A 12,689-nucleotide genomic window follows, 5' to 3' on the forward strand; every position below is an offset into this window, starting at 1 on the left:
GAGTGGCGCACGTGTCGGATGACGGCCCTCCCCTGCGTATCATTCATTGCTTCCGCTCCCCGGTGGGCGGTGTTTTCCGCCATGTGCGCGACCTCATCGAAGAACATGTGAAGCAGGGCCACAAGGTTGGCATCGTTTGCGACAGTTCCACCGGCGGCGCGCATGAGGAGCGGCTCTTCGCACAGATCACCCCGATGCTGGAACTTGGCCTCACCCGCCTGCCCATCCGGCGGTCCATCAGCCCCGGCGATCTCATGGCGCTGTGGAAATCCTACAAGCACATCAAAAGTTTGCGGCCGGACATTCTGCACGGGCACAGCGCCAAGGGTGGCGCTCTTGCCCGGCTGATCGGCTCACTCCTGCGGGCGAACAGGTATCGCGTAGCCCGCCTCTATTCACCGCATGGCGGCAGCCTGCATTATGCCAGAAACAGCCTCAAAGGGCAGCTCTTCCTGCGGCTGGAGCGGTTTCAGGAACATTTCACCGATGCGCTCTGTTTCGTCTGCAATTTCGAGCAGGCGACGTATGAAACCAAGGTCGGCAGGCCGCGCACCCGCACCGCGATGATCTATAACGGCGTTCAGGAAAGCGAGTTCGAAACCGTACCCACCCGCGAAGACGCAGCCCGTTTTCTCTATATCGGCATGTTGCGCGACCTCAAGGGGCCGGATGTCTTCATCAGGGCATTCGCGAAAATGGAACGCAGTCTCGGCCAGCCCATGTCCGGCGTGATTGTCGGCGACGGACCGGACAGGGACAAATATGCGGCGATGATCGACAAGGCCGGGCTTTCCCGGCGTATTTCCATGCATGCGGCCATGCCCGCCAGACAGGCCTTCGAACTGGCGTCGACGGTAGTGGTGCCGTCGCGCGCCGAAGCCATGCCCTATATCGTGCTGGAAGCGCTTGCGTCGGGAAAGACGGTCATCGCCTCGCATGTCGGCGGCATTCCCGAGGTCCTTGGAGAAGACAGCGAAGCGCTGGTACCGGCTGGTGACGCCGATGCGCTGGCACGGATCATGGTCAAGGATGCCGAGGACGCCGACTGGGCGCAGCGGATCATGCCTCGTCCCGACAGCTTCAAAGCGAAATTTTCAACCCCGGTCATGGCGAATGAGATGATGAAACTCTATCGCGACCTGTTATCGACCTGATAGTCATTTCAAAAACACGATTTTTAATTGTATATTCCGGCCATCCTGTCGAAAATCATCATAAACGTTTCTTAGCATGTTTCGGCTAGTTTCCTGCTCGTAGAGCGCGTGCGCCCCTTCGGATGCATAAAAGGCGCTCTGCCACTTTGAGGTTGCGCATCGTTCAGGTCGGAAATTCAATGCGATTTTCAGCCCGATGCGCTGGAGGGTGCGGACCAAGGCAATGACCAAGACTGACAAGGACAGAATGCAATTCGATCTGGCGTCATTGCGCAAGAAACTCTCTGACCATGAAGCCGGCGGGTCTTCGGCGTCCGAAACGGTCGTGCTCAATCCGCTTGCACGGCAGATCGCCAACCAGCTTCGCGCCGGCAACCATTCGCCCAATATGGTGATCGGGCAATTGCGGCTTCTGGAATTCACAATGCTCGTCGTCATCGCCGCCATCGTCAACGGCATCGCGGCCGATCGCGGTCTCGAAACCTTTCTGTCGGTTTTCGGCGGCGGCGTATTGGGGGCGACGCTCTGCGTGTTTCTGTTGCAGGCCGGTGACTGCTATCAGCTTCCGACGCTGCGTACGCCGCTGAAGATGTTCGCCCGCATTCAGGGCGCAGTGTGCCTCTCCTTCGTGGGAATTGCCTGTTTCCTTCTCCTTTTCTTTCCCGATGCGCTGCATTCCTGGCAAGCCTTTGGCATCTGGTATGCAACGGCTGCGGTCGCGATTTTCGCCGGGCGGCTGATCCTCGGCTTCGCCATTCGCCATTGGGGCCGCAACGGCGTCATGGAACGCCGCGCCGTCATCGTGGGCGGCGGCGATACCGCCAAGGACCTTATCCGCTCACTGGAGCAGCAGTCCGACAACGATATCCGCATCTGCGGTATCTTCGACGACCGGAAAAGCGCCCGCTCCCCCGAAGTTGTCGCCGGTTATCCCAAACTCGGAACCTTTGCGGAGCTGGTAGAGTTCGCCCGCCTGACGAAGCTGGACATGCTGATCATCGCCCTGCCGCTCAGCGCCGAGGCGCGCATTCTCCAGCTTCTGCGCAAACTTTGGGTGCTGCCGGTCGATATCCGCATTGCGGCGCATGCCAATAAATTGCGTTTCCGCCCCCGCGCCTATTCCCATGTCGGCAAGGTACCGATGCTCGATGTGTTCGACAAGCCGATCCGCGACTGGGATTCGGTGGCGAAACGGGTGTTCGACATCACCTTCAGCCTCATCGGCATCGCCCTCTTATGGCCTGTGATGGTGGGGGCGGGAATTGCCGTGAAAACCACCTCGAAAGGCCCGATCCTCTTCAAGCAGAAGCGCCACGGCTTCAACAATGAGACGATCAATGTCTGGAAGTTCCGTTCCATGTATACGGAGCTCGCCGACCCGACCGCGAAAAAGGCCGTGACCAAGAACGACCCACGCGTGACGCCCGTCGGCCGCTTCCTGCGCAAATCCTCGATGGACGAACTGCCGCAGCTTTTCAACGTTCTTTACGGCGATCTTTCGCTCGTCGGGCCGCGTCCGCATGCCGTTCACGCCCAGACGGGCGACCTGAAATATACCGAGGTGGTGGAGCACTATTTCGCACGCCACAAGGTCAAGCCCGGCGTCACCGGCTGGGCGCAGATCAACGGCTGGCGCGGCGAGATCGACCATGGCGACAAGATCAAGTTCCGGACCGAATATGATCTCTATTACATCGAGAACTGGTCGCTGTTTCTCGATTTGAAGATCCTGTTCCTCACGCCGATCCGGCTGCTCAAATCGGAAAACGCCTATTGACCCACACCGGTTACCAGCACGCGGCGGATTTCGACGCACCTTTAGCCACCATACGGCTCATCGGTGCGTTCTTCATCGCGTTTGGCGTGTTCCTTTCCGGTTTCGTTATCTCCGAGCCGGCGCCTTATGAGTTGATGATGGTGGGACAGGTGGCGCTCTGGTTCCTGCTCGGCCTTCGCCTTTCGCGCACCGTCGTCCTGCTTCTGTGCCTGCTGCTTGCCTTCAATGTCGGCGGTTATCTTTCCCTCACCACCATGGCCGATCTGGATGAGGGACCGCTTTATCTCGCCGTCTCGACCTTTCTGGCGCTGACATCGGTTTTTTATGCGGCGATCATCGAGGACAAATACCAGCGGCTGCTTTTGATTTTCCGGGCCTGGCTTGCAGCGGCGCTGATCACCGCCCTGCTCGGCATCATCGGATATTTCCACGCTATTCCGGGTTTCGAGGTATTCACCCTTTACGACCGCGCCAAGGGCGCCTTTCAGGACCCGAATGTTTTCGGTCCCTTTCTGGTGACCCCGTCGCTTTATCTGATCTACGGCCTCCTCACCGGCAAGGCGATGCATGCGCCTTTACGGATCGTCGGGCTGCTCATCCTGTCGCTCGGCATTTTTCTGTCATTCTCGCGCGCGGCCTGGGGCCTGTTTCTGTTTTCCACCATCCTCCTCGTTTTCGTCATGCTGCTGAAAGAACGAACGGCCGCCTTTCGTCTGAAGATACTCGTGTTGTTTCTTGTCGCCGCGGGCCTCATGGTCGCGGCTATTGTCATCGCGCTGCAGTTCAAACAGGTGGCCGATCTGTTCCTTAGCCGCGCCTCTGCGGTGCAATCCTATGATGGTGGGCATCTCGGCCGTTTTGCCCGCCACTATCTCGGCTTCCTGCTCGCAATGGATCATCCGCTCGGCATTGGCCCGATGGTGTTCGACAATATCTTTCCCGCTGCCGAACATAATATCTGGCTGAAGAGCCTGACGACGCATGGCTGGTTCGGTTTCGTGATCTATCTCGTGTTGATCTGCTGGACCATTGCCGCCGGTTTCAGGCATCTGCTGCGGCCACGCCCCTGGCAGCCGTTCCTCATCATTTCCTGGGTTACTTTCGTGGGACATGTGATGATCGGCGCCGTCATCGATACCGACCACTGGCGGCATTTCTTCCTGCTGCTCGGCATATTGTGGGGGTGCATGGCGCTGGAAAAACGCGAAAGCCTGCGCCGCCGCGCACGCGCCGCGTAAAGACCTACCCTTACGGAACCTTACACCATTTCATGCGTTTAGCCCCCGATTCTGATTGTCAAACGGGGAGACATCTTATGACGCAGACCAATAATCTCTATCTCATTATCGGCGCCCTCATCGTCGTCATTGCCGGTCTCGGCATCTATGTCTGGCACGAGGAAAGCAAGCCGAAGGGAATCGAGATGAACATCGGCCCTAACGGGGTCTCCGTTCAGGAAAACTGATCCGCAAGCGTCGCGCAAAGTCCGGCCATTAAGACCGGGGGCATCCCAAGCCGAACGCGGTCGGGATTCGCCCGGTCTTCTTATGAGAGGAGACGAAAGGCGGGATCGATGCCCGCCGAGCCGGTTCGGTACGAATGATGCGTATCGCCCGATCAAGGAAACAGCTAGCGCAATGGTCTCCTCCATCGACCTGTCAACACGCCTCACCGCCACCAGACTGGCCCTCAAGGCCATCAAGGAGCAGGAAGACAATCCCGCCGTCACCTCCTCCTCCTCGACTCGGACGTCTTTGCTCGGCTCCTACGGGCTCGATACCACCAACTCCTCCTCTTCCACCAACACGCGACTCACGCAGCTTCTGGCACAATATGCCCAGACCTCGAACGAGGATACGCAGACCGACGACACGGATACCCGGCTTTCTTCCGGCGATATTACCAAGGTCGATTTCATGAAGGCGCTGAAGGAGACGCTGGAAGAACTGACCGCGGATCCGGACAAGGCTTCGCAGGCCAAGGCCATGCTGGAGGCTTTGACGGCCGGCACGCTGACCGTCTCCGATCCCGCCGAAGGCGCGCAGGTCAAAGCCTGGGACGTGGCCGCAGATACAAAAACCACCTCCAGACCGGCCACGGATATAGCCATGACGGGATGGAGCGACTTTCTGAAAGACCATCTCAAGCGCGACGGCTCGGCCTATGCGAGAAGCGAAACCGGCGCCTATGTCGATATCATCTCTGGCGACAGCGCGTTTTTCGGCAGCGTCGGCAGCCGCTATTATTATCTCACCTGGCCGCAGGCGAAAAACGGCACTTTGACCGTATAAGCCGAACTCGCCGATGCCTGAACGGATGGCTGCGACATGGAACATGCCGCAGCCTCGCTTTTATCGTCTGCTCAGACGGCAGGTGCGGCAGCCGGTTCGGCTCCGCCGGAAAGTGCCTTCTGCAACTGCGCTTCCTGCGCCGGCGACAGCGACGTCTTGATAACCCGCCCGCGCAGGCCTTCGAATTCCGCCAGCACCTTTTCCGGTTGCACCTTGCGGATCAGCACGAACAGCGCCGAAGAACCGTTGGGAATGGTCTCGCCGAGCGATTTGATGAAATCGTCATCGATACCGAAATCCGTCAGCGAACCCGCAAGAGCGCCCGTGCCGGCACCGATCGCGCCGCCGATGGCAAATCCCGCCAGCGGATTGAGAAACAGCAGGCCGACGAGGCCGCCCCAGAGACCGCCGGACAGGAAACCGGAGCTTGCGCCGATCGCCGTCAGATTGACGCTCTGTTTCAGATGCACCTTACCGTCTTCATCGCGAACGACGACCACGGCATCTTCCAGATCGACCAGATATTCCTTTTTGAGGCCTGCAAGCTTCAGAAGCACCCTGTCGGCCACTTCCGTTCCGTCAAAACCAACAACGACAAGTTCAGACATAGTTCGTCTCCCTGAGTTTCAATTCCGCTGCGATTGAACGCCGAAGCGGGCGGCTTGTTCCGGCAATGATGGAAAGCGGATGTGTCATGCGTTTGACGGCCGCCCATCCGGGCTGCTTCGGCCCCTATGCGCCATCCACACCCTTTGCTCCTTTTTTTATGAAAAGACCATTTTCCGCTTGCGCCCTAACAGGCTTATATATAAACGGCTTTCAGGTTCGGAGCGTAGCGCAGCCCGGTAGCGCACTTGACTGGGGGTCAAGGGGTCGTGGGTTCGAATCCCGCCGCTCCGACCATTAAAATCAGATAGATAGCCAGTTCCCCCAGAGCTGGCTATATTTGTTTCAGCCATCTGGTAACCCGCGCCATGCGCGAACTTAAAACACCGGATTCGGCTATACATTTGTCCAGGCCTGAGAATGAGGTGTGCCGAGATGGCCAAAAAAACGAAAATAGAACACTCGGAATTCTCGGGCGAGTTTGAAGACGATGGCATCACCGTTCTGGTTGATATCTACCGGCCCGCCGGCACCCAGCAGGATTGGACGCTCGAAGTCATCAGCGAGCATGACGATGTCACCACCTGGGACGAACCTTTCGCGACTGACAAAGACGCCTGGGAAGAATTCCTGGCCACGTGCGAGAAAGACGGAATTCGCAGCTTTCTGGATGGCGAGGATCCGTCTGTCCACTAACCTTCAACTCGCAGTGCCCGGACTGTAATGGGCGACGCCCATTGCCTTGTTGACTCTCTGCTAAAATTAGAACATTTAGTGAACAAAAGAGAGGTCATCCAATATGTCCGACGCTGAAAAAATCACCCCCATACGGCCTGACGACATAGCCGGATATGTCATCCAGTGTCATGACGGCGATGCGAAGGCGGCCGTCGAAGCCCTTCTCGGCGAAATCGAGCATCTGCAGGAACAGCTTTCCCTGGCGGTCGCCATTATGGGAAAGGGATATACGCGCGGATGGACACCGGATATCGGACGCGATTGAGCCGACGGCTTCCACTCCACAAGCCGTGTTCGGTGCGGCTTGTGGAGCGTAAGAAAAACTGGCGCAGCAATCAGCCCTTGTCCGCCAGCTGGCCGATTTCGCGGTCGATCAGGTAAAGCGCATTGGGGCCGTCGCCGATCAACTCGATCTTGCCGAGTATGGTGCGGCAAAGGCTGTCTTCCTCATGCTGCTCATCCACGAACCATTGCAGGAATGAGGTTGTAGCGTGGTCTTTTTCCACGTGGGCAAGATCGACTGCCGCGTTGATGGCGGCGGTGACGCGGGATTCGTGCTCCGTCACGATGGTGAACAGGCCTTTGATGTCGTTTGCCGTGACCTGCGGCGCCGGCAGTTCGGAAAAGGTGACGCGAGCGCCGAGATCGTTCAGGAAGCCGAAGATGCGGTGCATGTGCTCCAGCTCTTCCGCCGCATGGCCGAGCAGGAATTTATAGCAACCGTCGAGATTGCGTTCCGCCGCCCATGCTGCCGCCTGAAGATAGGCGTGGTGGGCGCGCAGTTCGCCATTGAGGAGATCGTTCAGCGTCGTTTCAATCACTTTGTTTGCCATGGTTTCATCCTTGGTTTCGGGGTTGAGGAAGCGGGTTTGCGGTGCGGATTGGCGCGGCCTGAAAGGCGGAGCGTTATTGTGCGGGCATCACCTGCCCCAGCGCCGCCTCCAGCCTTTCGCTCTTCATGACGAGCTTGGGCCGCAGCTTCTCGGCCTTTTGTCTGACGGCTTCGAGATTGACGGGCTTGCCGACCTGAATGATGCCGATCATCGCCATCATCAGATGCGGCGGGCAATAATAGAGATAGACGCCCTCCTTCTCGACGATGACGGTGAAGGCCTCATCGAGCTTGCTTTTCCAGGGACTAACACCGTCCGGAACCGCATAGGACTGCACATAGTGACTGGAATTTTGCGGCACGAAGGTAATGGTGTCGCCCGGCTCCGCCTTCACATAGGAAGGCTCGAACACCATGCCGCCATCCTTGCCGTAATTGAGCATCAGGACCTTGTGTTCGGCGGAAAGGGATGGCGTGACGGGCAGGATTACGGCCAAAGCCGTGGCAAGCGTCATCAAAAATCGTTTCATGCAATTATTCCTTCAAGGGTTTTGAAATGTTCGAGCGGTGGGTCGCCCGCCGGCTGGATGACGGGATTGCCGCGCCGGTCGCGCAACACCTCCACGGCAACGCCATAGGTCTCGGAAATGAGCTTCGGCGTGACGATATCGCCCGGTGCGCCGGTCGCCTTCAGCGCGCCATCCGAAATCACCAGCAGGTTGTCGGCATATTGGCAGGCGAGGTTGAGATCATGCAGCACGACAAGCGTCACCCGGCCATTGGCGCGGGTTTCCTGCCGCACCAGATCGAGAAGCGCCACCTGGTGCTTGAGGTCCAGCGCGCTGACCGGCTCATCGAGCAGCATCGCCCTCGGCTCACGCATCAGGACCTGCGCGAAAAGCGCCATCTGCCGTTGCCCGCCGCTGAGCGAGGCGATCTCCCTGCCCGCCAAATGGGCTATTCCGGCCTGATGCAGGCGTGTCATGGCCAGATCGAGCGTTTCGTCGTCAATACGGAGCGAAAGCCGGCCGAAGCGGCCGAGCGCCACCACCTCCAGCACGCTGAGCGCTATATCGGCGGCTGTATCCTGCGGCATATAGGCGAAACGATCCCGCCAGTCCCGTCTGTGCCGCCCTGGCCTTTCGCCGGTCTGAAGGCGACGATCGCCGAGGCCGATCGCACCGGCGGCAAGCGGCAGGTCACCGAAGATTGCTCTGAGAAGAGTCGTCTTGCCTGTGCCGTTCGGGCCGATGACAGCGTGGATTTGCCCGGCTTCCAGACGTGCCGAGAGGTCTCTCACAATAACCTGCCCGCCCCGTTCGACGGAAATATTATCCAGAACCATCATCGGCTGCGCCTCTTCGGAGCGAAAATCAGCCATAGGAGAAACGGCACACCGACAATGGCGGTGACGATGCCGACCGGGAATAGAGCGCCGGGAATGATTGATTTGGAGAGAATCGAAGCGGACGACAGCATCAGCGCGCCGCTCAGTACCGACACGGGCAAAAAGAAACGCTGATCCTCGCCCACCGTCATACGGGCGATATGCGGCGCGACCAGCCCGATAAAACCGATGACACCGACAAAACTCGTTGCCGTCGCGGTCATGATGGCGACGATGATGAGAACCTTCATGCGCAGCCGGCGCACATTGATGCCGAGGCTGGCTGCCCGCATTTCCCCCATCCTCAGCGCCGTCAGTTTCCAGCAATCCGCCATCAGCAGGGCGCAGCAGAGGGCGGTGACGGCGGCCGTCAGGCCGAGCGTCGGCCAGGTCGCCTTGGTCAGGCTGCCGAACAGCCAGAACAGAATCTGCTGCGACAGTTCCGGCGAGGACAGGAACTGAATGAGCGACAGCAGCGACTGAAACAGGAAAAGAAGTGCAATGCCGCCGAGAATGATGGTTTCGGCCGTCATCTGCCGCATGGAGGCCAATATGAAGAGGAAAAGCGCGGCGAGCATGGAAAAGACGAAAGCGCCGAGCGGAACGGCAATCATCGCATTCAGCCCGAGACCGCCGAGCGCAAGTACCAGCGCGGCGCCAAAACCCGCCGCAGCCGCCATGCCGAGCGTATAGGGGCTTGCCATGGGATTGTTGAGCAGGGTCTGCATCTGCGCGCCGCCGGCGCCGAGCGCCGCTCCTACGGCGAGCGCCATCAGCGCCATGGGCAGGCGAAGGCCGCGCACGATGGAATCGGTCATCGCCGCCCGTTCGCCAAGGCCAGTCAGCGACTTCACCACTTCGGCGGGCGACAGCAGCGAGGGACCGGTGGCGATATCGAGAACGAGACTTACCGCCATCAGCACAAAAAAGGCCGAGACGACGCGCCAGCGACGACGTTCACGCAGCCGGTGCGCACCGATGGCTTCGGCATTGCGGGCGGCAATTGTCATGGAAAACCTGTTTGAAAAAGACGCTAAAAAGCGGACGCCGTGCAGTGGCGTCCGCAGAATTTAACCTTCAGCGGCAAGCAAATGTGCTTTTCCGCCCCCGGCGACAGAACCATCAATCCTTGACGGCGATGGCAAAGGTGCCTTCAGGCGTGACCGGCAGGTACTTCCTGTAATAGCCAAGATAGTTGGCAATCGGATCGACATCCTTGAACTGCTCGGGATAAAGCCGCTTGGCGATATATTGCACCATGGCGAAATCGGAGAGCGTGCGCGAAGCGCCCTGATAGACACCAAACAACTGACCGTTCTTGATGGCCGGCAATTCACTCCAGCCCTGACGGCTCTCGAATGCCTCGAGCTTTTCGCGGGCATCCGCAGCCTTCACCGCCTGCCCCATCGGCAGCGCCGCCGGGTTCTTGTTGTTTTCACGGCCGGAAATGAAGATGGCGTCAGGCTTCGAAGCCAGAACCTGCTCGGGATTGATCGGTCCCCACCACTCGACGAAAGGTGCTGCGATATTCTCGCCACCGGCGGCGGTGGACATGGCGCCCCACATGTTCTTGCCATAGGTGAAGGAATATTCGGTCGGTCCCTTATTGCCGAATTCGACATAGACCTTCGGTTTCGGCTGACCGGATTTCACCACACGATCGGCGACATCCTTGAGCGAACCGGCGTAGAATTCGGCAATTTCCTTGCCGCGCTGTTGCTGGCCGGTGAGTTCGCCGAAAAGCCGGGTGGAGGCGACGTGGCGCTCGACCGTCTGGGCGTTATAGTCGACGACAACGACGGGAATGCCCTCTTCTTCCAGACGGTCGGCATCGAGACCGAGCGCCTTGTATTGCCAATCCGCCAGGATCACCAGATCGGGATTGAGGCTCAGCACTTTTTCGACCGAGAAGGTCTGGGCTTCGACTTCGCCGACATCGGCAATGTTTGCAAGCGAGGCGCGATGAGCGAGATGCATTTTCCAGTTGGCGGGAACCCAGCCTTCCCACGCTTCGCGGGAAATGCCGACGACGGAATCATAGGCCTTTTCGCCACCGACCGCCATATAGTCCTCGAAGTAGAAACCGAGAACGACGCGTTTTGCAGGAACATCAACCTTTACCTCGCGTCCGATGACGTCGGTGATGGTCTTCTCTGCGGCGATGGCGGAAGGTGCGATAAAGAAAACGGATAAGAACGATGCGGCGAGGCCGCCGATAAATGTTTTGCGGGTCATGATGCGATCCAGAAGTTGAAACAATGCCGCTGTATAAAAGGTGAGACTATGAGTCAACTTAAATCGCAAAATCACATAAGTTGCTAATATAAAAATGAAAATTGTCATTTCCGGTAAAAATGCACGTCGGGAAATCCGGCCGGGTGGAGGCAATAGATGCGCCGCCGCCGCCCCCTAAGCCGGCCGCTATCTGTAGGTTGGGCCCGTCCCGATAACCTTCGTCATCGAGACGTGACGCAAGATCCCGTTCCAATCGTCGAAGCGCTGCCCTGTGGGAATGCGCCCGAGCCGACTTCAGAACTCGTTAGAGGCGATGGCGAAATCGTCGGCGACGGTCATCTTCTCCACGTTTTCCCAGGTCCGGTCCATGGCGTAGGTTTGCGACAGATAGGGAATGCCGATATGGCCGAAGCGGAAGGAAAGCTGGCTTTCCGCCTGTTCCTCGTCAAGCTTTGCCACGCGACTGAGATAGAGCGCGGTGGCGAGGCCTGTCCTGTCCGCACCGGCCTTGCAATGAATGAGAATGGGTTTCGGCGCATCGCGCATGATCGCGACCAGCTTGTTGACCCTGTTCATGTCAAGCTCCTGGCTTGCCGACATGCCGAAATCGATGTGATTCAGTCCAAGCTCGCGGGCGGTTTCGACCTCATCGCGATACCATGCCTTGGATTCGTTCGCGCCGCGCAGATTGATGACCGTCCTAATACCGTGGTCCCTGGTATAGCGGACGAGCTGCTCATTGCTCGGCTGGTTGGAGCGATAAAGCTGTCCCGCGACAACCTCGTGAAAATTGCCCAGGAGCTGAATGGCGTAGAGATAACCGCCTGCGGCAAGCACAGCAATACCCATGCCCCAAAAGGAGCACTTCCAGAATCTTCGCATAATACAACGGTTCCCTTATTCGACGAGAGAACCGATACAGGCGGATTCTGACAGTAAGCTGAAAGTTATGCGACAGTATTGTAAGAGTAGAAAATTTGCGCTTGGTCAACGCACGAAAACGTAAACCGCATAGACCGCGATGAGTGCGGCGGCGGCCGCCGCGGTGATGGCGCCCAGGCGTTTTTCGATGAAATGGCGCACCGATTCCCCGTATTTCTGCAGCAATCCGGCAAGAATGAAAAAGCGTGCGCCGCGCGTGACGACCGCCGAAAGAATGAACAGGCCAAGGCTGATATTGGCCGCGCCGGAAAGAATCGTCACGACCTTGATCGGCGGCAGATGCGCGAGCCCTGATGTTACCAGCAGGAGAACGATGGTCTCGTAGTCGACCGAGTTCTTCAGATTTTCAAAGCTGTCGAGCTTGCCGTAAAATTCGAGAATGGGCCGGGCGATGCTTTCAAAGGCATAGTGACCGAGGAACCAGCCGGCGATACCTCCGAGAACCGAGGCGACAGTTGCCACCAGCGCATAAAACATCGCCTTTTTCGGCTTTGCCAGCACCATGGGCAGGAAAAGCACATCCGCAGGCACGACGAAGACGGAGCTTTCCACGAAAGCCACGATTGCCAGCCACCACACGGCGGTTTTGCGCGCGGCGAGCGCCATCGTCCAGGCATAGATGTTTTTCAGCATGTGGTGTCTCCGGGGAAGAGTGTTGCGGAGTGAAGGCAGGGGGAGCCAAGGCATATCGACGGTGATTCATGCGGTTGCAGACGGGCCGGAGAGA

The 12,689-nt window shown here is 58.5% G+C and carries 15 protein-coding genes and 1 tRNA gene; 8 read left to right on the top strand and 8 right to left on the bottom strand.

The window, feature by feature from the left end; genetic code table 11:
• Positions 1–11 precede the first annotated feature (11 nt).
• The 5 genes from uppD (at position 12) to AGR1_RS07425 (ending at position 5,222) form a co-directional block, all read left to right on the top strand.
• Positions 12–1,154: a polysaccharide biosynthesis type 4 glycosyltransferase UppD gene (gene uppD, locus AGR1_RS07405; protein WP_162927518.1), complete on the top strand. Its 1,143-nt coding sequence runs from the start codon at positions 12–14 to the stop codon at positions 1,152–1,154.
• A gap of 223 nt (positions 1,155–1,377) precedes the next feature.
• Positions 1,378–2,931: a polysaccharide biosynthesis glycosyltransferase UppE gene (uppE, locus tag AGR1_RS07410; RefSeq protein ID WP_080793017.1), complete on the top strand. Its 1,554-nt coding sequence runs from the start codon at positions 1,378–1,380 to the stop codon at positions 2,929–2,931.
• A complete protein-coding gene (gene uppF / locus AGR1_RS07415) occupies positions 2,928–4,169 on the top strand; it encodes a polysaccharide biosynthesis O-antigen ligase family protein UppF (RefSeq protein ID WP_149146594.1) in 1,242 nt (413 codons plus the stop codon). The genes uppE and uppF overlap by 4 nt, the downstream gene beginning before the upstream one ends.
• A gap of 77 nt (positions 4,170–4,246) precedes the next feature.
• Complete coding sequence (locus AGR1_RS07420; protein ID WP_003521552.1) at positions 4,247–4,396, top strand: hypothetical protein; 150 nt, start codon at positions 4,247–4,249, stop codon at positions 4,394–4,396.
• A 172-nt stretch (positions 4,397–4,568) separates the two neighbouring features.
• Positions 4,569–5,222, top strand: coding sequence for a hypothetical protein (locus tag AGR1_RS07425; protein WP_149146595.1), 654 nt, complete (start codon positions 4,569–4,571; stop codon positions 5,220–5,222).
• A gap of 71 nt (positions 5,223–5,293) precedes the next feature.
• Here the strand turns inward: AGR1_RS07425 and AGR1_RS07430 are convergent, their stop codons facing one another.
• Entirely contained in the window at positions 5,294–5,830 is a 537-nt protein-coding gene (locus AGR1_RS07430; RefSeq protein WP_003521556.1) for a DUF1269 domain-containing protein, read from the bottom strand.
• Positions 5,831–6,048: 218 nt separating this feature from the next.
• Here AGR1_RS07430 and AGR1_RS07435 point away from each other — a divergent pair.
• The 3 genes from AGR1_RS07435 to AGR1_RS29525 all read left to right on the top strand — a co-directional run bounded on the left by AGR1_RS07435 (position 6,049) and on the right by AGR1_RS29525 (position 6,831).
• Positions 6,049–6,125: transfer RNA gene (locus tag AGR1_RS07435), tRNA-Pro, on the top strand.
• Between the two features lie 138 nt (positions 6,126–6,263).
• Positions 6,264–6,524, top strand: a complete 261-nt coding sequence (locus tag AGR1_RS07440) for a hypothetical protein (protein WP_020811146.1) — start codon at positions 6,264–6,266, stop codon at positions 6,522–6,524.
• Between the two features lie 103 nt (positions 6,525–6,627).
• Complete coding sequence (locus tag AGR1_RS29525) at positions 6,628–6,831, top strand: hypothetical protein (protein WP_020811145.1); 204 nt, start codon at positions 6,628–6,630, stop codon at positions 6,829–6,831.
• A 70-nt stretch (positions 6,832–6,901) separates the two neighbouring features.
• Here the strand turns inward: AGR1_RS29525 and AGR1_RS07450 are convergent, their stop codons facing one another.
• The 7 genes from AGR1_RS07450 to AGR1_RS07480 form a co-directional block, all read right to left on the bottom strand.
• Positions 6,902–7,399, bottom strand: coding sequence for a ferritin (locus tag AGR1_RS07450; protein WP_078054033.1), 498 nt, complete (start codon positions 7,397–7,399; stop codon positions 6,902–6,904).
• Positions 7,400–7,472: 73 nt separating this feature from the next.
• Positions 7,473–7,928, bottom strand: coding sequence for a pseudoazurin (locus AGR1_RS07455; protein ID WP_080790911.1), 456 nt, complete (start codon positions 7,926–7,928; stop codon positions 7,473–7,475).
• Positions 7,925–8,746: an ABC transporter ATP-binding protein gene (locus AGR1_RS07460; RefSeq protein WP_149147296.1), complete on the bottom strand. Its 822-nt coding sequence runs from the start codon at positions 8,744–8,746 to the stop codon at positions 7,925–7,927. The genes AGR1_RS07455 and AGR1_RS07460 overlap by 4 nt, the downstream gene beginning before the upstream one ends.
• On the bottom strand, positions 8,743–9,795 hold the full coding sequence (locus AGR1_RS07465; protein ID WP_149146596.1) for an iron ABC transporter permease: 1,053 nt from the start codon (positions 9,793–9,795) through the stop codon (positions 8,743–8,745). Before AGR1_RS07465 ends, AGR1_RS07460 begins: the two co-directional genes overlap by 4 nt.
• Before the next feature lie 112 nt (positions 9,796–9,907).
• Positions 9,908–11,020 carry an ABC transporter substrate-binding protein gene (locus AGR1_RS07470; protein WP_187772073.1) on the bottom strand — a complete coding sequence of 371 codons (1,113 nt, stop codon included), beginning with the start codon at positions 11,018–11,020 and terminating at the stop codon, positions 9,908–9,910.
• Positions 11,021–11,314: 294 nt separating this feature from the next.
• Entirely contained in the window at positions 11,315–11,869 is a 555-nt protein-coding gene (locus tag AGR1_RS07475) for a dual specificity protein phosphatase family protein (RefSeq protein ID WP_187772074.1), read from the bottom strand.
• 138 nt (positions 11,870–12,007) lie between these two features.
• Positions 12,008–12,595: a YqaA family protein gene (locus AGR1_RS07480; RefSeq protein ID WP_080790915.1), complete on the bottom strand. Its 588-nt coding sequence runs from the start codon at positions 12,593–12,595 to the stop codon at positions 12,008–12,010.
• Between the last annotated feature and the right edge of the window lie 94 nt (positions 12,596–12,689).

The organism is Agrobacterium sp. B1(2019), from assembly GCF_008274755.1.
GTDB lineage: Bacteria > Pseudomonadota > Alphaproteobacteria > Rhizobiales > Rhizobiaceae > Agrobacterium > Agrobacterium salinitolerans.